This is a genomic window from Micromonospora chersina (assembly GCF_900091475.1).
Taxonomy (GTDB): Bacteria; Actinomycetota; Actinomycetes; order Mycobacteriales; family Micromonosporaceae; genus Micromonospora; species Micromonospora chersina.
Genome location: NZ_FMIB01000002.1, coordinates 2,441,779 through 2,459,378, shown reverse-complemented (window position 1 = coordinate 2,459,378; position 17,600 = coordinate 2,441,779). Strand labels below are relative to the sequence as shown.

The 17,600-nt window shown below is 70.3% G+C and carries 19 protein-coding genes and 1 tRNA gene; 13 read left to right on the top strand and 7 right to left on the bottom strand.

Annotation, left to right across the window (positions count from 1 at the left end):
• Positions 1 to 46: 46 nt before the first annotated feature.
• On the bottom strand, positions 47 to 517 hold the full coding sequence (locus GA0070603_RS11160) for a MarR family winged helix-turn-helix transcriptional regulator (protein WP_091321825.1): 471 nt from the start codon (positions 515 to 517) through the stop codon (positions 47 to 49).
• Between the two features lie 50 nt (positions 518 to 567).
• Here GA0070603_RS11160 and GA0070603_RS11155 point away from each other — a divergent pair, with 50 nt between their 5' ends.
• Together GA0070603_RS11155 and GA0070603_RS11150 are read left to right on the top strand one after the other, a co-directional pair.
• Positions 568 to 1,089, top strand: coding sequence for a VOC family protein (locus GA0070603_RS11155; protein ID WP_091311305.1), 522 nt, complete (start codon positions 568 to 570; stop codon positions 1,087 to 1,089).
• Positions 1,090 to 1,113: 24 nt separating this feature from the next.
• Positions 1,114 to 2,022, top strand: a complete 909-nt coding sequence (locus tag GA0070603_RS11150) for a hypothetical protein (protein ID WP_091311302.1) — start codon at positions 1,114 to 1,116, stop codon at positions 2,020 to 2,022.
• Here the strand turns inward: GA0070603_RS11150 and GA0070603_RS11145 are convergent.
• Together GA0070603_RS11145 and GA0070603_RS11140 are read right to left on the bottom strand one after the other, a co-directional pair.
• On the bottom strand, positions 1,982 to 2,506 hold the full coding sequence (locus tag GA0070603_RS11145) for a potassium channel family protein (RefSeq protein WP_091311299.1): 525 nt from the start codon (positions 2,504 to 2,506) through the stop codon (positions 1,982 to 1,984). The two genes, GA0070603_RS11150 and GA0070603_RS11145, sit on opposite strands and share 41 nt — an antisense overlap.
• Positions 2,507 to 2,615: 109 nt before the next feature.
• A complete protein-coding gene (locus GA0070603_RS11140) occupies positions 2,616 to 2,795 on the bottom strand; it encodes a DUF4236 domain-containing protein (RefSeq protein ID WP_091311295.1) in 180 nt (59 codons plus the stop codon).
• 241 nt (positions 2,796 to 3,036) lie between these two features.
• On the opposite strand from GA0070603_RS11140, the gene GA0070603_RS32625 reads away from it, so the two are divergent.
• From GA0070603_RS32625 to GA0070603_RS11110, 7 genes are all read left to right on the top strand, one after another.
• Positions 3,037 to 3,114 (top strand): putative leader peptide, encoded by a 78-nt coding sequence (locus tag GA0070603_RS32625; RefSeq protein WP_349881247.1) that lies wholly within the window; start codon positions 3,037 to 3,039, stop codon positions 3,112 to 3,114.
• Positions 3,115 to 3,255: 141 nt separating this feature from the next.
• Complete coding sequence (locus GA0070603_RS11135) at positions 3,256 to 4,290, top strand: ABC transporter substrate-binding protein (protein ID WP_091311292.1); 1,035 nt, start codon at positions 3,256 to 3,258, stop codon at positions 4,288 to 4,290.
• On the top strand, positions 4,287 to 5,105 hold the full coding sequence (locus tag GA0070603_RS11130) for an ABC transporter ATP-binding protein (RefSeq protein ID WP_091311289.1): 819 nt from the start codon (positions 4,287 to 4,289) through the stop codon (positions 5,103 to 5,105). The genes GA0070603_RS11135 and GA0070603_RS11130 overlap by 4 nt, the downstream gene beginning before the upstream one ends.
• On the top strand, positions 5,098 to 5,961 hold the full coding sequence (locus GA0070603_RS11125; RefSeq protein ID WP_208862865.1) for an ABC transporter permease: 864 nt from the start codon (positions 5,098 to 5,100) through the stop codon (positions 5,959 to 5,961). Before GA0070603_RS11130 ends, GA0070603_RS11125 begins: the two co-directional genes overlap by 8 nt.
• A gap of 11 nt (positions 5,962 to 5,972) precedes the next feature.
• The gene (locus GA0070603_RS11120) at positions 5,973 to 7,307 is read left to right on the top strand and encodes an LLM class flavin-dependent oxidoreductase (protein ID WP_091311286.1); all 1,335 of its coding nucleotides are present in this window, start codon (positions 5,973 to 5,975) and stop codon (positions 7,305 to 7,307) included.
• Entirely contained in the window at positions 7,304 to 7,867 is a 564-nt protein-coding gene (locus tag GA0070603_RS11115) for a flavin reductase family protein (protein ID WP_091311282.1), read from the top strand. Before GA0070603_RS11120 ends, GA0070603_RS11115 begins: the two co-directional genes overlap by 4 nt.
• Entirely contained in the window at positions 7,864 to 8,475 is a 612-nt protein-coding gene (locus GA0070603_RS11110; protein WP_091311279.1) for a malonic semialdehyde reductase, read from the top strand. The genes GA0070603_RS11115 and GA0070603_RS11110 overlap by 4 nt, the downstream gene beginning before the upstream one ends.
• Before the next feature lie 4 nt (positions 8,476 to 8,479).
• On the opposite strand, the gene GA0070603_RS11105 is transcribed toward GA0070603_RS11110, so the two are convergent.
• Both GA0070603_RS11105 and GA0070603_RS11100 read right to left on the bottom strand, forming a co-directional pair.
• Positions 8,480 to 8,935 carry an RrF2 family transcriptional regulator gene (locus GA0070603_RS11105; protein WP_091270016.1) on the bottom strand — a complete coding sequence of 152 codons (456 nt, stop codon included), beginning with the start codon at positions 8,933 to 8,935 and terminating at the stop codon, positions 8,480 to 8,482.
• Positions 8,936 to 8,942: 7 nt separating this feature from the next.
• Positions 8,943 to 9,857 carry a helix-turn-helix transcriptional regulator gene (locus GA0070603_RS11100; protein WP_091311275.1) on the bottom strand — a complete coding sequence of 305 codons (915 nt, stop codon included), beginning with the start codon at positions 9,855 to 9,857 and terminating at the stop codon, positions 8,943 to 8,945.
• A gap of 151 nt (positions 9,858 to 10,008) precedes the next feature.
• Here GA0070603_RS11100 and GA0070603_RS11095 point away from each other — a divergent pair, with 151 nt between their 5' ends.
• Positions 10,009 to 10,785: an SDR family oxidoreductase gene (locus GA0070603_RS11095; protein WP_091321822.1), complete on the top strand. Its 777-nt coding sequence runs from the start codon at positions 10,009 to 10,011 to the stop codon at positions 10,783 to 10,785.
• Between the two features lie 70 nt (positions 10,786 to 10,855).
• Here GA0070603_RS11095 and GA0070603_RS11090 read toward each other — a convergent pair whose 3' ends face one another.
• Entirely contained in the window at positions 10,856 to 11,287 is a 432-nt protein-coding gene (locus tag GA0070603_RS11090) for an SsgA family sporulation/cell division regulator (protein ID WP_007457244.1), read from the bottom strand.
• A 273-nt stretch (positions 11,288 to 11,560) separates the two neighbouring features.
• Here GA0070603_RS11090 and GA0070603_RS11085 point away from each other — a divergent pair, with 273 nt between their 5' ends.
• From GA0070603_RS11085 to GA0070603_RS11075, 3 genes are all read left to right on the top strand, one after another.
• Positions 11,561 to 12,094: a TIGR02611 family protein gene (locus GA0070603_RS11085; protein ID WP_091311271.1), complete on the top strand. Its 534-nt coding sequence runs from the start codon at positions 11,561 to 11,563 to the stop codon at positions 12,092 to 12,094.
• Positions 12,095 to 12,144: 50 nt separating this feature from the next.
• Positions 12,145 to 12,216 (top strand) — tRNA-Val (locus GA0070603_RS11080).
• Between the two features lie 498 nt (positions 12,217 to 12,714).
• Positions 12,715 to 16,398 (top strand): YobI family P-loop NTPase, encoded by a 3,684-nt coding sequence (locus GA0070603_RS11075; protein WP_139131863.1) that lies wholly within the window; start codon positions 12,715 to 12,717, stop codon positions 16,396 to 16,398.
• Between the two features lie 668 nt (positions 16,399 to 17,066).
• Here GA0070603_RS11075 and GA0070603_RS11070 read toward each other — a convergent pair.
• On the bottom strand, positions 17,067 to 17,357 hold the full coding sequence (locus tag GA0070603_RS11070; protein ID WP_091311263.1) for a hypothetical protein: 291 nt from the start codon (positions 17,355 to 17,357) through the stop codon (positions 17,067 to 17,069).
• Between the last annotated feature and the right edge of the window lie 243 nt (positions 17,358 to 17,600).

The window sequence follows — 17,600 nt, the reverse complement described above, 5'->3', positions numbered from 1 at the left end:
CCCATCGTGCTCATCCGACGACGGTAAGTACAAGCCCCGCTGTGGATCAGTTTGGTCGCGATCCGGTCAGGTGGTCGGCGAGCGTCTCGCTGATCCGCCGCAGCTGGTCGACCTGGGCCGGGCTCAGCGCGTCGAACAGGTGCCGGCGTACCCCCTCGACGTGGCCGGGCGCGGCGGCGGCCAGGGTGGCGAAGCCGTCGTCGGTGAGCACGGCGAGCTGGCCGCGGCGGTCGGTGGGGCAGTCCTCCCGGCGGATCCAGCCGGCGGCCTCCAGGCGGGCGGCGGCGTGCGAGAGCCGGCTGCGGGAGGAGCCGGTGGCGTCGGCCAGCTCGCTCATCCGCAGCCGCCGATCGGGGGCCTCGGAGAGCCGGACCAGGATCTCGTAGTACGCGTGCGGCATCCCGGCGTCGCGTTGCAGCTCGCGGTCGAGGGTGTCCATGAGGGCCCGGGAGGCGGTGAGGAACGCCCGCCAGGTCCGCTGCTCGTCGGGGTCCAGCCACCGGGTCATGACGGCCATCATAGCGCCTGTTGTTGAACGCTCAACAAAAGCGCGCTACCGTCGGTGTCATGGGAATCCACCGGCTCAACCACGCCGTCCTCTACGTCCGTGACCTCGACCGCAGCGTCGCCTTCTACCGCGACGTGCTCGGCTTCCGCCCGGTGCCGATGACGCCGGACGGCTTCCGGGGCGCCGCCTTCCTCCAGGCGCCCGACTCCACCAACGACCACGACCTCGGGCTGTTCGAGATCGGCGCGGCCGCCGGAGCCTCTCCGGCCGGGCGGTCCACGGTCGGCCTCTACCACCTCGCCTGGGAGCTGGACACCCTGGACGAGCTGGCCGCCACCGCCGAGCGGCTGGCCGCCGCCGACGCCCTGGTGGGCGCCTCGGACCACGGGACCACCAAGAGCCTCTACGGCCGCGACCCCGACGGGCTGGAGTTCGAGATCGTCTGGATCGTCCCCGCCGACCTCCTCGACGAGGGCGCCCTCGCCGCGCGCAAGCGGATCGGCCGGCTCGACCTCGACCGCGAGCGGCAGCGCTACGGCGGCCAGACCCGCGGCGGCGTGGGCATCTCCGTTCCCGCCTGACGGGGGATGCGGTAGAACGGCAGGATGTCGACCGATGCCGTCCTGCGCGAGCTGCTCGTCCGCCAGCTCGACCACTGGCTGCCCGCCGCGCTGCACCGCTCGCGGCGGGCCACGCTGGCCCTCGCGTACGCCGGGGGCGACGTCGCCGGCGCCGAGGCGGCGCTGCGGGTGGTGGCCGAGTTCGCCGACCGGCTGCGCGGCCGGCGGCTGACCGTGCTGGTGCTCGCCGACGGCGGTGCCGAGCTGCCGGCCCGGCTGGGCGCCGCGGAGGCGACCCTGCCGGCGGACGTCGCCGTGCACGTGGTGCCGGGCTCGCCGGACCGGCTGCCGGTGGCGCTCAAGGCGGCCGGCGCGGCGGGCGCCCCGCTGTTCACCGTTGTGGACGGCGGCGAGCCCGACGCCGCCCTGCTGGCCGCCGCCGCGTCCGGCCGCCCGGCCGAGGTGCTGCTGGTCACGGCGCCCGGCCGGTCGCTGCGTCCGGCGCTGACCGCGGCGGGCTTCCCGCTGGTCACCGAGGTCGAGCTGGTGCCGGCCGACGACGGGCCGGCCCGGCTGCTCGGCTACGCCACCGGCTCCGACCGGGGCCTGGAGACGGTCAAGGACGCCCTCTGGGCGGTCGACGAGTACGCCGGGGTGCGCTACCGCGACCCGGCCGACCCGGCGGGGCGGCTGCTCGACATCAGCCTCGATCCCGAGCCCGGCCCGCTGCGCCGCGAACTGCTGGCCGAACTCGCCCGCTCCGGCCCGCGTACGGTGACGGAGCTTCGCCGCTTCGCCGCCACGTCGACCGTCTACCGGGCCGCCGACGCGAACCGGGCGCTCACCTCGCTGCTCGCCGCCGGCGCGGTGACCCGCGACCCCGAACACGGCCGCCTCGGCGGCGACGTGGTGATCAGCGCCGGTCCGGGCGGGGCCGCTGGGTCATCTGCTTGACCACGATGGACGCCCCGGTGGCGATCACCCCGATGCTGAACACCATCTGCGCGCAGACCACCACCCGGGCGATCTGCCCCTCGGCGGTGACGTCGCCGTAGCCGACAGTGGTGAGCGTGGCCAACGCGAAGTAGAGCGCGTCGATCCGGGTCCGCAGGCCGATGAACTCGCCGGGGCGGGTGTTCGCCACCACGTAGTCGGCGAGGGCGAAGACCAGCAGCCCGGCGATGAGCGCGACGGCGAGCCGGATCAGCGCCCGCGTCTGCGCTTCCCCGGTCGGCTGGGTGGCGGCGAGCTGGCGGCGTACCTGGCCGGTGACCAGGAACGCGACCACGACCACCAGGACCAGGGTGCCGGCGGAGCGCAGGGCCAGCCGCAGGCCGTTCGGGTCCGGCTCGACGGGGACGAGGAAGTAGGCGAACAGCAGCAGCGCGACGGCCGCCGCGGCCCGCCGCCGCTCCCGCCGAAAGGAAGGGTCCGCCACTCCGCGATTCTCCGTCCGGACGGGGCTCCCGTCGGCGGAACGGCGAAGCCGGCCCGGACGCCGAGCGGGGTGCCGGTGAACCACCGGCACCCCGCTCGACGTCGGGACGTCACGCCCGGGACTTGTCCTGCTTCCAGGAGAGCGGCCCCGGCAGGTCCACGCGGTGGGCGCGGGTGTTGGAGTTCCACGACCAGCGACCGATCTTGATGCTCCAGGACGAGAAGCCGTTCTCGGTGAAGTGGAGGATCACCGGCCCGTACTTCTTGCGCTTGCGGAACTGGATGCCCATGGGGTCCTCCTTCGTCTCCCTGCGTCTGCGGGATCGAACATGCCCGAAACGACGGTTCGCGAAACCCGGTCGGATCCGGTCTGGACGGTGCCCGTCCCACCCGTCACAATCTCTATCCAACGGGTAGGTGTTAAGGGGCGGTAAATGCTGGTGGTGACGGGTCGTAACAAAGCCAGCGACGCAAGTCTCACTCTGTGGAAGGGCATTGACCGGCGCGGAGATCGGTCGGCAGCATGAGGTCATGTCGCAGCGGGACGAGCTTCTCCTCACCGCTCGCGTGCACGTCGACCTGGTCCGGCACGCGAGCGCGCTCTGTTGAGCTGACCGCTCTCGGTCGTCGCATCTCCTCCGCTCGTCCGCTCCCGTCGTCGGCGCATCGTGGCCCGGCCGGCAGCGGCGTGCTCACGCGCCCCTCGCGGGCCCTCGCCACCGCATCGTGGACAGATCAGGAGACCTCTCCATGCCCTCGACCCGTCAGTCGCTGCGGCGTACCCTCGCCGCCGCCGTCACCCTGCTCGCCCTCACCACCGCCGCGGGCTGCGGCACCGACGCCGCCGCCGGCGGCCGACAGACCAAGGAGCTGCGCTACCAGGGCTCGGTCGGCCAGGTGACCCTCCCCGAACTCGCCGCCGACCTCGGCTACCTGGGCGACGTCAAGCTCAACTGGATCGGCAACGTCACCGGCGGCCCCGCCGACATCCAGGCCACCGCCACCGGCCAGACCGACTTCGGCGGCGCCTTCAACGGCGCCATCGTCAAGCTCCAGGCCGCGAAGGCACCCATCACCGCCGTGGTCGCCTACTACGGCTCGGACGCGCAGACCTTCCAGGGCTACTACGTCCTCGACGACAGCCCGATCCGCGGTCCCCGCGACCTCATCGGCAAGAAGGTCGGCATGAACACGCTCGGCGCGCACGCCGAGGCGGTGCTCAAGACCTGGCTGGTCAAGGGCGGCCTGACTCCGGCCGAGATCGCCAAGGTCGAGCTGGTCGCGCTGCCGCCGGTCAACACCGAGCAGTCGCTGCGGCAGAAGCAGATCGACCTGGCGGTGCTCGGCGGCGTCATCCGCGACAAGGCCGTCGCCGCCGGCGGCATCCGCACCGTCTTCACCGACTACGAGCTGCTCGGCGCGTTCAGCGGCGGCAGCTACGTCTTCCGGAACGACTTCATCACGCGCAACCCGGAGACGGTGCGCACGTTCACCACCGGGGTCGGCAAGGCCATCGAGTGGGCGCGCACCCAGCCCCGGGAGACCGTCGTCGCCCGGCTGGAGTCCATCATCGCCAAGCGCGGCCGCAACGAGGACCCGTCGCTGGTGAGGTACTGGAAGTCCACCGGCGTCGCCGGCAAGGGCGGCGTCATCAGCGACCGCGAGTTCGCCACCTGGATCGACTGGCTGGCCCAGTCCGGCGAACTCAAGGGCGAGAAGCCCAAGCCCGGCGACCTCTACACCAACAAGTACAACGAGTTTGCCGCCGGTGGGGGTGGCGCGTGAGCACCGACAAGATCCTCTTCGACCGGGTGACGAAGGTCTTCCCGGGTCGGCGGGGCAGCGGCGGCGCGGTCACCGCGCTCGACGAGCTGACCCTCGGGGTACGCCCTGGCGAGTTCCTTGTCGTCGTCGGCCCCAGCGGCTGCGGCAAGTCCACCCTGCTCGACCTGCTCGGCGGGCTCTCCACGCCGACCGGCGGGCAGGTGCTGGTGGACGGCCGCCCCGTCACCGGGCCCGGCCTCGACCGGGGCATCGTCTTCCAGCAGTACGCACTGCTGCCCTGGCGCACCGCCGCCGGCAACGTCGCGTTCGGACTGGAGGCCAAGGGCGTGCCGCGCGCGGAACGCGCCGAGCTCATCGCCCACCACCTCGACCTGGTCGGGCTCACCGGGTTCGCCGACCGATACCCGCACGAGCTGTCCGGTGGAATGAAGCAGCGGGTGGCCATCGCCCGCAGCCTCGCGTACGACCCCGACGTGCTGCTCATGGACGAGCCGTTCGCGGCGCTCGACGCGCAGACCCGCGACTCGCTCCAGGACGAGCTGGTCCGGATCTGGCAGGCCACCGGCAAGACCGTCGTGTTCATCACGCACGGCATCGACGAGGCCGTCCACCTGGGTCAGCGGGTCGCCGTGATGACCTCCCGCCCGGGGCGGATCAAGGAGGTCATCGAGATCGAGCTGGGCGACCGGGACGCCGAGGAGGACGTGCGCTCCTCCGACGCGTTCCGGCACCACCGGCACCAGATCTGGACGCTGCTGCGCGACGAGGTGCGGGCCGCCCAGTCCGCCGTACGAGAGGAGGCCCGCGTTGGTTGACATCGCCGAACGCCCCGCCCGCCCGACGGCCCGGACCGCCGTGTCGCCGCCGGCGGCTCCCGCCGCCGCGCCCGCCCTGCCCGGACGGCTGCTCGGGCTCGGCGGCCGGGCCCTGCACCGCAGCGTCGCCCTGCTGGCCCTGGCCGCCATCTGGGAGACCGCACCCCGCGCCGGGCTCGTCGACCGGGTCTTCCTGCCGCCGCTGTCCGAGGTGCTCGCCGCCTGGTGGACGCTGCTGCGCAACGGGCAGCTCGCCGACCACGTCGGCGCCAGCCTGACCCGCTCGCTCACCGGGCTGGCCCTGGCCGTGGCCGCCGCCATCCCGCTCGGCCTGCTGATCGGCTGGTACCGGCCCCTCGCCGACCTGCTCAGCCCGCTGCTGGAGGTGTTCCGCAACACCGCCGCGCTGGCACTGCTGCCGGTCTTCGTGCTCATCCTCGGCCTGGGCGAGACCTCCAAGATCGCCCTGGTGGTCTACGCCTGCTCCTGGCCGATCCTGCTGAACACCATCGCCGGGGTGAAGGGGGTGGACCCGCTGCTGGTCCGCTCGGCCCGCTCGATGGGGCTCAACCACCTGCGGCTGTTCCAGAAGGTGATCCTGCCGGCGGCCGTGCCGACCATCTTCACCGGCGTCCGGCTCGCCGGGGCGTACTCGATCCTCGTGCTTGTCGCCGCCGAGATGGTGGGCGCCAAGGCGGGGCTCGGCTACCTCATCAACTACGCCCAGTACAACTTCGCGATCCCCGACATGTACGCCGGCATCATCACGATCTCCGCCATCGGCCTGGTCGTCAACCAGCTCCTCGTCGCCGGGGAACGCCGCTTCTCCACCTGGCGCGTCGACGTCACCGCCTGAGAGGAAACCCCATGTCCCGAACCCTGCACCTCAACGCGTTCCTGATGGGTGTCGGCCACCATGAGGCGGCCTGGCGGCACCCGCGTACCGACCCGCGCCGCATCGCTGACGTGACGCACTTCCAGGAGCTGGCCCGGATCGCCGAGCGCGGCACCCTCGACTCGGTGTTCTTCGCCGACGGGCTCGCCGTCGGCCCGGCCGTCCGGCACAACATCCAGGCCGTCTTCGAGCCGGTCACGCTGCTCGCCGCGCTGGCGACGGCCACCGAGCACATCGGCCTCATCGCGACCGCCTCCACCACGTACAACGAGCCGTTCAACCTGGCCCGCAAGTTCGCCTCGCTGGACCACCTGAGCGGCGGCCGGGCCGGCTGGAACATCGTCACCTCCGCGCAGGCCCGGGAGGCCCGCAACTTCAACCTCGACGACCACCCGGCGCACGCCGAGCGCTACCGGCGGGCCGCCGAGTTCGTCGACGTGGCGATCAAGCTCTGGGACAGCTGGGAGGACGACGCGCTGGTCCTCGACACGGCGGCCGGCGTCTTCGCCGACACCGACCGGGTGCACGAGATCGCACACCAGGGCGAGCGGTTCCGGGTGCACGGGCCGCTGAACACCCCGCGCCCGCCGCAGGGCCGGCCGCTGCTCGTGCAGGCCGGCTCGTCCGCCGACGGCATCGCGTTCGCCGCCCGCTACGCCGAGGCCGTCTTCACCGCCCAGCAGACACTCGCCGACGGCCAGGCGTTCTACGCCGAGCTGCGGCGCGCGACCGCCGCCGCCGGCCGGGACCCCGACGGGGTCAAGGTCCTGCCCGGTATCGCGCCGGTGATCGGGGGTACGGAGTCCGAGGCCCGGGCCCTCGCCGACGAGCTGGAGGCGCTCATCGTGCCCGAGCACGCCCTCGCCCAGCTCTCCGGCATGACCGGTCTCGACCTCACCGGGCTGCCGCTGGACGGGCCGCTGCCCGACCTGCCCGACGTCAGCGCGGTGCAGTCCCACCAGAGCCGCTACCAGCTCGTCGTCGACCTGGCCCGCCGGGAGAAGCTCACCATCCGGCAGCTCATCGGCCGGCTCGGCGGCGGTCGCGGGCACCGGGTCGTCGCCGGCACCCCGGAGCAGATCGCCGACCAGATCGAGCTCTGGTTCACCCAGGGCGCCGCCGACGGCTTCAACGTCATGCCACCCCTGCTGCCCCACGGACTGGAGGCCTTCGTGGACCACGTCGTTCCGCTGCTGCGCCGGCGCGGCCTGTTCCGGCACGAGTACACCGGCCGGACCCTGCGCGAGCACTACGGGCTGCCCCGCCCGGCGAGCACCTACGCCGGCCGAGAGCTGGTGACGGCGTGACCACCGTGGACCGGCCCGGTGCCGGCACCGTGGAGCTGCGCCCGGTCGACTCCGACACGTTCCGCGGTCTGCTGCGCCGGCAGGCGTCCACGGTCACCGTGGTCACCACGCCCGGCCTGCACGGCGGCCGGCGCCTGCCGTCGCTGCCGCCGGCCGGCTTCACCGCCACCTCGTTCACCTCGGTGTCGCTGGACCCGCCGCTGGTCTCGTTCTGCCTGGGCCGGGAGTCGTCGAGCTGGCCGACAGTGGAACGGGCCGAGCACGTGGCCGTGCACCTGCTCGCCTCCGGCCAGCAGGAGGTCGCGCGGATCTTCGCCACCAGCGGGATCGACAGGTTCGCCGCCCACCCCGGCTGGGCGGCCGGCCCGTTCGGGGTGCCGCTGATCGGTGACGCCCTGGCCGTGCTGCTCTGCCGGGTGGTCCGCCGGATCGAGGCCGGTGACCACACCCTCGTGCTCGCCGAACCCCTGGCGCTCGGCGCGGGCGAGGACGGTGACCCGCTGGTGCACCACCGCGGCGGCTACACCACCACGCTGGGCGCCTGGCCGGGGACGTGGTGAGCGCACCCGCCGGCGAACTGCTCGCGCTCGACCGGGCCGCCCAGGACCTGCTGTTCCGGGCGGCCCGCACGGCCAACGCGTTCACCGACGAACCGGTCGACGAGGAGCAGGTGCGGGCCATCCACGACCTGGTCCGCAACGGACCGACCGCGATGAACGCCCAGCCGCTGCGGGTGCTGCTGCTGCGCTCGGCGCCGGCGCGGGCCCGGCTGCTGCCGTACCTCAGCTCCGGCAACCGGGACAAGACGGCGAGCGCGCCGCTGACCGCGGTGCTCGCCGCCGACGTGGACTGGCACGACCGGCTGCCCGAGCTGTTCCCGCACCGGCCCGGCGCGCGGGACTGGTTCACCGGCGACCCGGCCGGCCGGGAGGCCCAGGCCCGGTTCAACGCGGCGCTCCAGATCGGCTACCTGCTGGTCGGGGTACGCGCCGCCGGGCTGGCCGCCGGCCCGATGGCCGGGTTCGACGCGGCCGGGGTGGAGCGCGAGTTCTTCCCGGACGGCCGGCACCGGGTGCTGCTGCTCATGAACATCGGCCGCCCGGCGCCGGACGCCTGGCGGGAGCGGCTGCCCCGGCTCGACTACGCCGAGGTGGTCGGCACCCTCTGAGGGGTCAGCGGGGCTCCCAGGCGTCGGGGCGGGCGATCAGCTTGCGGACGTGGCCCGGGAGCTTCCCGCTGGCCATCTCGGCCAGGCTCACCTCGTCGACCACCTGCCGGACGGCGGCGCGGACGGCCACCCAGAGCCGCGGCAGGTTCTCGGCCGCGCCCTCGTACTGCGTCTCCTCGGGGCGCAGCCCGCGTACCCCGGCGAGCGGACCGTCGACGGCGCGCAGGATCTGCCCGATGGTGACGTCGCGCGGCGGCCGGGCCAGGGTGTAGCCGCCCTCGGCGCCGCGCTGGGCCCGGACGATCCCGGCCCGGCGCAGGTCGGCCAGGACCGCCTCCAGGAACTTGCGGGGCATGTCCTGCTCCGCCGCGATGGCCTGGGTGGACAGCAGGGTGGGGTACGCGGTGGCCAGGCTCAGTGCGGCCCGGACCGCGTAGTCGCCGCGCGCGGAGATCTGCACAGTGCCATCATGCCCGGCCGGCGGGCGCGGGGGAGTCGGCGGGCGGGCGAGGGCGCACCATGCGGACGGGCAGCGGCTGCTCCCGGGCGGCCCGGAAGGCCCCCGGGCTCACCCCGACCTCCCGGGTGAAGAAGCGACCGAAGTTGGTCGGCTCGGGGAAGCCGAGCCGCCGGCCGATCCGGGCGATCGGCTCGTCGGTGGCCGCGAGCAGCCGGCTGGCCTGCAACGCCACCCGCTCGTCGATCACCTGCTTGGCGCTGCGGCCGGTGACCGCCAGGCAGGCCCGGGTCAGCGTACGCACCGAGCAGCCGAGCTGGGCCGCGTAGTCCTCCACCCGGCGGGTGTGCCGGTAGCCGCGCTCGACCTCCCGGCACATCCGCCGGAAGGTCTCCGTCTCGGCCCGCGGCGTGGCCCGCTCCTCGCCGCCCGGGAGCAGGCTCAGCCGCAGCAGCAGCACGGCGAGCTGGTGGCGCAGCAGCGCCGCCGCGGCCGGCATCCCCGCGTGCCGGTCGGCGTCCACGGCCAGCTGGGTCACCTCGCTGATCACCGCGTCCTCGTCCTCCCCGGCGAGCTGCCGGTACGCCGGCACCGCGTCCGGGTCGACGTCGAGGCCGCGCAGGGTCGCCGGACCCCAGCGCACCACCGTCGCGTCGAGCTGCGGACCGAGGCAACGCAGCACCTGACCGGGCCGGGCCCGCAGCAGCGTGCCCGGGCGGCACGGCAGGGCCCGGAAGTCCAGCTCGGCGCTGCCGTGACCGTGGGTGACCAGGATCAGCAGGTCGGCGTCGAGCAGGACCGGCCGCGACCAGCCGGACGCCGGCGCCAGGTCGGCGAGCGCACCGGTGACGATCCCGTCCGGGTCGACGGCAGGCGTGGACAGGTCGGTGCGGGTGGCCGGGGAGGGCTGACCGGTAGTGACCATCGTCCCGACGGTAACCGCCCGCCGCGCACCTTGCATCTCGACGGTTATGGCCGGTCTTGTCGGCACTGACCAGGGACGGTTAGGTTACCGATCGGTAGCGCCCGGGTCGGCCGACCGGCCCGCGGCCCCGCACACGGGCGATGGGATGGGCATGACGGATCTGTTCTCGGTCGAAGGCAAGACGGTCCTGGTCACCGGCGGCTCACGGGGGATCGGCCTGATGATCGCCCAGGGCTTCGTCCGGGCCGGCGCAAAGGTCATCATCTCCTCGCGCAAGGCCGACGTCTGCGAGGCCGTGGCCAAGGAACTCTCCGCCGAGGGACACTGCGAGGCGATCCCCGCCGACCTGGGCCACGACGAGGGCGCGATCGGGCTGGCGCAGGCCGTGCGGGAGCGCACCGACCGGCTCGACGTGCTGGTCAACAACGCCGGCGCCACGTGGGGCGCGCCGCTGGAGTCGTACCCGGAGACCGCGTTCGACAAGCTCTGGGCGGTGAACGTCAAGGCCGTCTTCCGGCTCACCACCGCGCTGCTGCCCGCGCTGCGCGCGGCAGCCACCCCCGACGACCCGGCCCGCGTGATCAACATCGGCTCGATCGACGGCATCCGCGTGCCGTGGATGGAGGTGTACGCCTACTCGGCGACCAAGGCGGCCGTGCACATGCTCACCCGCAGCCTCGCCCACCAGCTCGCCGGCGAGCAGATCACTGTCAACGCGATCGCGCCGGGGCCGTTCGAGAGCAAGATGATGGCCTTCGCGCTGGACGACCCGGCCTCCCGCGCGGCCATCGAGCAGCAGGTGCCGCTGGGCCGGATCGGCCGCCCCGAGGACATGGCGGGCACGGCGATCTACCTGTCGTCGCGGGCCGGCGCGTACCTGACCGGGGCGGTCATCCCGGTCGACGGCGGGATCACCACGCACGGCTGAGGCGTACCCCGGCACTGACGGCCCGGGGCCGCGCGGACTCGGCAGATCCGCGCGGCCCCGGTGTGCCGTGTCAGCGGCCGGCGAGCAGCCGGTTCACCGCCGTGTCGACGTCCAGGTGCTCGGCCTCGCGGCCGCGCGGGACGACGACGTAGGTCCGGCGCAGGAAGCGCACCAGCACGCTGCGCGGGACCTCGAAGAGGGCGTTGCCGTCCGGGGACGACAGCGCGAGCGCGACGAAGTCGCCGCGCGGCGTGGCCCACGGCCAGACCCGGACGTCGCCGATGCCGGCCGGCTCGTCGAGACCGGTGACCAGCAGTTCGCGGGCGAACGACCAGCTCACCGCCTCGCCACCGGCGGATTCGGCGTGGAACAGGACATGGACCGCATACGGGTCAGCAGGGTCGTAACGCAGACTGGCACGCACCGGCAAGGCGGTGGCGTCAGGCGCGACGAGCCTTAGCGACGTCTCGACCTCTACGGTCGTCGGTCGGATGACACTCATGGACGTTCTCCCCCCGGCACCGCTGCGGAACGCGCGTGTCCCGCTTTTCCCATACTCAGGTGCTGCTCCTGGCTACGCTCCGCCATACGCTGACTTCACCCAGTGGTGGGAAGGGGGTCGGAAAGCCTTCGAGAACGTGAGAGTTCTTGTAGGATTTCCGCTTCCGCCCGATCCGTCATCCCGCCCGGCAACGGGTGGTTCAGTCGTCGACTTACTCCGGTAACGTCCAGTCCTCAGCGAGGGTGACGGTCCCGGGCGACACTGGGGGTGGAAATGGTCACGAGGGGTTCCTCGGTAGCAGCGAGGACCACGGCCGGACCGCCGAAAGGTGCGGCCCGAGCAGCCGAAAGTCGGGGGTACGAGGTGCCTGTCGAAGGGGGTCCGCGGACCGCTCTCGTGGAGCGGCGCCAGGCCGGATGGCGAGGCCGCCTGCACACCACCCTCGAACTCATCCGGGCCAACCCCACCGGCCGCGTCGCCCTCAAGATCTTCATCGGCGTGCTCGGCGCCATCGTCGTCACCGTCGGCCTCGCGCTGATCCCGCTGCCCGGGCCCGGCTGGCTCCTGGTGATCGCCGGCCTCGGCGTCTGGGCCGTCGAATTCCACTGGGCCCGGCGGCTGCTCGCCTTCACCCGCCGGCACGTCAACGCCTGGACGCGCTGGGTCACCAGCCGGTCGCTGCCCGTACGCTGCGCCCTGGGCGCCGTCGGGCTCGTGTTCGTGTCGGTAGTGGTGTGGCTGTCGCTCAAGTACAGCCTCGGCATCGACCTCGTGGCGCGGACGCTGCACTACCTCGCGACCCACTGAGACCCGGTTTTTGGTCCGGGGTCTCGATCAGGTAGAGTCATCGGCGCTGAGGGCGATTAGCTCAGCGGGAGAGCGCTTCGTTCACACCGAAGAGGTCACTGGTTCGATCCCAGTATCGCCCACCGTGAATATCTGCAGGTAGCGAGCCCGTAACCGGAACCACCGGTAACGGGCTTTCGCGTTGCTTCCCCTTAAATTGGGAGCAGATGGGGAGCAGCGGCAACCTGCTCCCCATCCTGGCCTCGGGGAACGCGGCACTCCTTCATGGCCCGGCAACATGCTCGTCGGTCCCGTCGACAACATCACGGCGGTTTCCACCGTCTCCTCTGACTGTCAGCGCTGCGCAGGTTGAGCGACGACCAGACATCGTGGTCGGGGCCGGGTGACTAGCACCAGCGGCGATGAGTCCCCACCGGCTACGGGTGGAGCTTGTTGCGCGGCCGCTGTGCGGCCGACCCCTGCGGGACGTGCTGCCACGGTCGGAGTGGCAGCCGCTGCGCCGCTGGGGGATTGGTGTTGTCCACGGCGGTCTGTGTTGGGATTTCCTCCGGTAGGCCTCGGCTCCGCCACCCGGATCCGGGCTCGCGAACAAGTCGGACCCTGTTCGTAAGATGCCGTCCATGTCACGAGTGCGCCCGGCCAGACAGTCCGCATTGCAGCTCGATGTGCCGGTCCTTCGGAGTCTCGGACCCATATACGAGGAGAGCCTGCACGGGCGGCATGCAGCGGTTCTCCTCAAAGTCTTGGCCAACAGGTCTGCGAACGCCGCGACGAACATCGCGCTCGCGGGGCACTACGGCAGCGGAAAAAGCAGTGTCATCCTCGGCGTCCAAGCAGGTCTGGACGAGCAGAGGATCAACTGGGTCAATCTGTCGCTGTCGAGCTTGGGGGTTGGCGACGAGAAGCGGGAGCGCATCAAGGAGGACGGGACGCCCGCACCACTGACGAACCTCATTCAGAAAGAGATCGTTAAGCAGCTCCTCTATCGCAAGGCGCCCTCGGACATGCCGGGGTCGAGGTACTTCCGCATCGACTCGTTCAGGCCCGGACCGGCGGTGATCTGGGCTGCCGCAGTCGCGGTTGGATTCTTCGTGGTCGCGGTCCTGCTTGGGCTGGTGAATCGCGTGGAGAAGGTGGGGCCCCAGGCTCTGGTCACCAGTCATGGCTGGGTGCCATGGGCCATCGTGGCTGGGCTCGGCGTGTTCCTGGGCGTGATCTGGTTCCTGGGTTTGCGTGCTCTGCGGAGCCGACTGCGGGTGGAAAGCGTCTCCGCGGGCGGAGCAGCAGTCAAGCTCAGCGCGAAGGAAAACTCGTACTTCGATGAATACCTCGACGAGATCGTCTATTTTTTCCAGAGAACGAAGACCCAGGTCGCGATCTTTGAGGACCTAGACCGTTTCAGGGACCCTCACATCTTCGAAACGCTACGTGAACTGAACACCGTCTTGAACAACTCCGAACAGATCAAGTCGCGGCCGGTTCGATTCGTGTATGCGGTCCGTGACAGCATCTTCGAGCAACTCAACATCGAGGCCGCCCCGGACGGCGACGCGGACGCCGATACCGATGCGGCATCGGCTCGTGCGTCAGCTCTGGAATCCGCTCCGTCGGCGAACAGAACGAAGTTCTTCGACCTGGTTGTCCCGATGGTTCCGTTCATCACGCACCGTTCGGCGCGGGACCTGTTGACGGCGGAGTTCGCCGCATCTGACGAGCAACCTTCGACTGCGCTAGTGAATCTGGTGGGCACGCATCTGACCGACATGCGCCTGATTCGCAACATCCGCAATGAGTTCGAGATCTACCGTGCTTCGGTCCTAGGAGAGAAGGGCCTCAAGGGCCTCACTGCGGACCGACTGTTCGCGATGATGGTCTACAAGAACCTGCACCTCGAGGACTTCGAGGCCATCCGGCTTGGCACGAGCAAGATCGATGAGGCCCATCAGGCTTTCCGCGACCTGGTCAAGTATCAGACAAGCCACCAGGCAGCGGTCAGCAAGGAGGCACTAGACCGGATCGCGTCGAACAGGGCGTGGGACAAGCACGCGAAAGCCGCCGGCGAACGACTCCAGAAGGTGTTGCCCATTGTTCACCGGGCCGGGCGGCGCGGTGGCGTGCCGGTCCTCCAGTACCAGTCGGCGAACTACGCGCTCTCGGAACTAACGTCCAGCGACCTTTGGAGGTCGCTGCACGAGACCCGCGATGACGTGCATCTCATCCAACCCGGATACGGTGGAGTCACCCTGTCGTTCGATGACGTGATCGCGCTGGTCGGCGATGAGGCGGCTGCGTTGGATGACGCCATCGATGCTGATGTCGCACGTCTCCAGCACGCCTCCCGGACCGCGCTCGAGACCAAGGACTTCGTCGCGAAAGCGACGATGGCGCAGCTCATGGCCAGGACGGACCTGGTCATGCCCACCGACAGCGGCGTCGAACGCAACCTGGATAGCATCGTCGCCGACCTCGTGTCGCCCTTGGCCCACGACCTCCTCGCCAGGGGCCACATCGACGAGAACTTCACGCTGTACTGCTCGGACTACCACGGCATCGCCATCAGCGTCAGCGCGATGAACTTCATCCTCCACTGCGTCCAGGCCGATCGCGCAGACCACCGCTTCCGGTTCGACGAAGCTGCCTCCATTGACGCAGTTGAGAAGGAGATGGGCGCTCGCTTCCTCGACGGCGAGAGCGTCTTCAACCTCGCGGTTTTCGATCATTACCTGTCCACGCGTCCTGACCGGCTGGACAAGGCGCTCGACAAGCTCCTCATGCGGGCCGGGACCGACTCATCCTTCATCGATGCGTACCTTCTGGACGGCGCGTCCAGGAAGCTCTTCGTGAACCAGTTGGTTCCTCGCTGGAAGCATGCGTTCGTCCATCTGGTCGAGAAGGCCCCCATCGACCTCGCGGCGGCCGTTGCGCTCGTCGATGCCGCTGTCAGAAGCGCTGACCGAGACGTCGACTACGAATCCTCGCAGCGGGTGGCAGACTTCGTCTCGGAGCATTACGCCCGGATGCAAGCGTTTGTCGGGCCTGTGGAGACGCCGAAGGCTGCTGCTGACGTGGCCGTCCTGGTTCGTCGTCTCGGCGCGCAGGTCGGCGACCTGGCCGTGCTGGGCGACGCACAGCGCGAGGCAGTGATCAAGGCTCGCCTGTACCCCGTCACTCGGGCGAACCTGTCCGCAGCGCTCGGTGAAGGCACCGCGCTAGCCCTTGACGCGGTGAGGGCGACCAACGCAGACGTCTACGACCACATCCTCGGGAACCTGGACAGCTACCTCCAAGTCCGCGAGGAGAAGGAGGTGACAGTCGATGCCTCGGAAGAGTTCGTCGCGGTGTTGAACGACGTCGCCAACGCCGCCGAATCGGCGGTGCTGCCGGTTGCCGAGGGCGCATCGGCGTCGTGCACGGTGGCCGATTTGGAGGAGCTCGACGATGCGGCGTGGATCGCGGTGGTGTCGGCGGGCCGGTTTGCGCCGACTGTCTGGAACGTATGCCAGTTTGTAGGGAAGTTCGGTGTCAGCGAGGAGCTGGTGGAGAACCTGAACAGGCTCGACCTCACCGAGGTCGAGGAGGTGGAGGAGGAGTCCCGGTACGACCTCGGGTATGCGCTGGCTAATGCCGAGGACCTGGACCCGGTGGCGAGGGTCCGGCTGGTGAAGCAGCTCGAGCTCCCAGGCCGGTTGAATCCCGAACTCCTGACCGAGGCCGGGCTGAAGCTGATCCCGGCGCTGCTGGACGCCGAACTGGTACCCGATGCTGCGGAGACATATGCGCGGGTGGGCGGTTGCCCGTTCGCGCTCCGCGAGGAGTACTTCGCGGCGTCGAAAGGCCTGGCGTCCTACGTGTGCGAGCTGATGCTATCGAGCGACGACCTGCCCAAGGTGATGCGAAGTCCACGGGTGGCACCGGCCGTTAAGCGCGCGATCGCCGAGGACGCAGAATACGTATACGGTCGGTTGTCCCGGCAGGGCGCGATCGCGATCTGCGAGTGGGCGGCCAAGGGCAACGACGTTTCGGTGGAGCTGCTGGTCAACCTCAGCGAAGCAGGAGCGCCCGCAGAGCACATCCTGAATCTGTTGATACCCCACCTCTCTGACATCGGGCTGCCGGCCTTGGACCAGATTCTCCTGGCGCTCGGCGACGAGTACGAACCGCTCACCAGGGTCGGTCGGCACCGTCCGAAGTTGAAGGAACGGGACGGGACCGATGAGCTGCTCAATGAACTCAAGCGCCGTGGCCGGGTCAGTTCGTTTGGCCCAGTGTTGTTCGGAGGCATCCGGGTCAACATGCGTCACTGACACCGCACCGACGGATCGCCCGCCGAGGTGCCAAGTCAGGTTCACAACGACCTTTGGGCGCTCCGCGACGGCTCGTGACTCGGGCATCCGTGTTCGTATTCGTTGCCCCGATGCGCAAAGGGCAGTGCAGGCATGGCAAGTCTGGGAGCCGGTGACATTCACGGACAGCAACGACGCGGGCTGGCCACGGTGATGAGCTGGGATCAAGACGCCGGCCCGGCGAGCATCGACGGTGACGGGCGGGAGGTTGACGCCTCTGACCTGCGCTCCTGCTGGTCGCCCGGGTGACCGAGCGGCGGCCCGATCTCTCGGCCCCGCCCGCTGGGGTCGCGGTGGACCTGCGGTGCGTCCGTAGACCCTCGGGCGCCGAGGTCTGCGGTGCGGTTCGCCGCGCACCTGCGGACTGCCCTGGTAAGACCGTGTAGCGTAGCCGGGCATTTACGACGAGATTCGGGCAACTCATCGGCTCGCGCCGGCAGGGAGCTGTATTGTCCGTCCGGTCCGATCGTGGCAGGCAGTAGCAGATGCCCAACAGGCCGCCAATAGACTCGCCCTCGGAAAGTTGAAACGGTGCCAGTTCGGCCTGCCATGTCGTCTCCTCCTTGCTAAGGGCATTTGGTCTGGGCTGTCTGCGGCGCGCCGCACCGCCGGCCTGGCCCGGAACTTGCTCAGGATTCATGGGTCCCCCTGTAGGCATACGGGAGGTCAATGCGCTTGGCGTCGCGCTGGACGCGGGGGAGCCAATCGAGCAAGCACTTCTGATGCATCACCAACGCTTGTTCATGTCCCTGCCACAGAAAGGCTCGGTCGTCGTTGTTGAAATGCCCGCCACAGTGAAAGCACGGGCGGTCGGTCCAGGTGGCTTGCCACTCCACCTGCATGCGGACGGCGTCATCGCCAGCATCGATCGCGGCGTCGAGAACAAGTGCCAGTTCTCTGGAGCTACGCAGAATAGCCACCGTCTTCTCCTAATTGGTTAGTGCTCAAGGGGTGTTGAGCAGAGCACTTGCTTGTCCAGCGAACGACTGTGCCAATCCTGTTCGCGCTCGGTCATCGCCTGGCCTTCGGCGTTAACTCCGCCTACCTTGCGTGGCCGTCGGCGCGGCGTCGTAGTTGTTCATCGGGACTAGTATTGGCGGGCGGGTGAACCGGCGTCCATCATGCCCCGAAGCTCTTTTCTGATCTCCGGCCATGCTTGACAA

Coding starts and splice junctions, on each gene's coding strand:
- GA0070603_RS11095 (WP_091321822.1), top strand. CDS start 10,009: ATGACGGATCTGTTCTCGGTCGAAGGCAAGACGGTCCTGGTCACCGGC.
- GA0070603_RS11100 (WP_091311275.1), bottom strand. CDS start 9,857: ATGGTCACTACCGGTCAGCCCTCCCCGGCCACCCGCACCGACCTGTCC.
- GA0070603_RS11090 (WP_007457244.1), bottom strand. CDS start 11,287: ATGAGTGTCATCCGACCGACGACCGTAGAGGTCGAGACGTCGCTAAGG.
- GA0070603_RS11160 (WP_091321825.1), bottom strand. CDS start 517: ATGGCCGTCATGACCCGGTGGCTGGACCCCGACGAGCAGCGGACCTGG.
- GA0070603_RS11085 (WP_091311271.1), top strand. CDS start 11,561: ATGGTCACGAGGGGTTCCTCGGTAGCAGCGAGGACCACGGCCGGACCG.
- GA0070603_RS11120 (WP_091311286.1), top strand. CDS start 5,973: ATGTCCCGAACCCTGCACCTCAACGCGTTCCTGATGGGTGTCGGCCAC.
- GA0070603_RS11155 (WP_091311305.1), top strand. CDS start 568: ATGGGAATCCACCGGCTCAACCACGCCGTCCTCTACGTCCGTGACCTC.
- GA0070603_RS11135 (WP_091311292.1), top strand. CDS start 3,256: ATGCCCTCGACCCGTCAGTCGCTGCGGCGTACCCTCGCCGCCGCCGTC.
- GA0070603_RS11150 (WP_091311302.1), top strand. CDS start 1,114: ATGTCGACCGATGCCGTCCTGCGCGAGCTGCTCGTCCGCCAGCTCGAC.
- GA0070603_RS32625 (WP_349881247.1), top strand. CDS start 3,037: ATGTCGCAGCGGGACGAGCTTCTCCTCACCGCTCGCGTGCACGTCGAC.
- GA0070603_RS11075 (WP_139131863.1), top strand. CDS start 12,715: ATGTCACGAGTGCGCCCGGCCAGACAGTCCGCATTGCAGCTCGATGTG.
- GA0070603_RS11140 (WP_091311295.1), bottom strand. CDS start 2,795: ATGGGCATCCAGTTCCGCAAGCGCAAGAAGTACGGGCCGGTGATCCTC.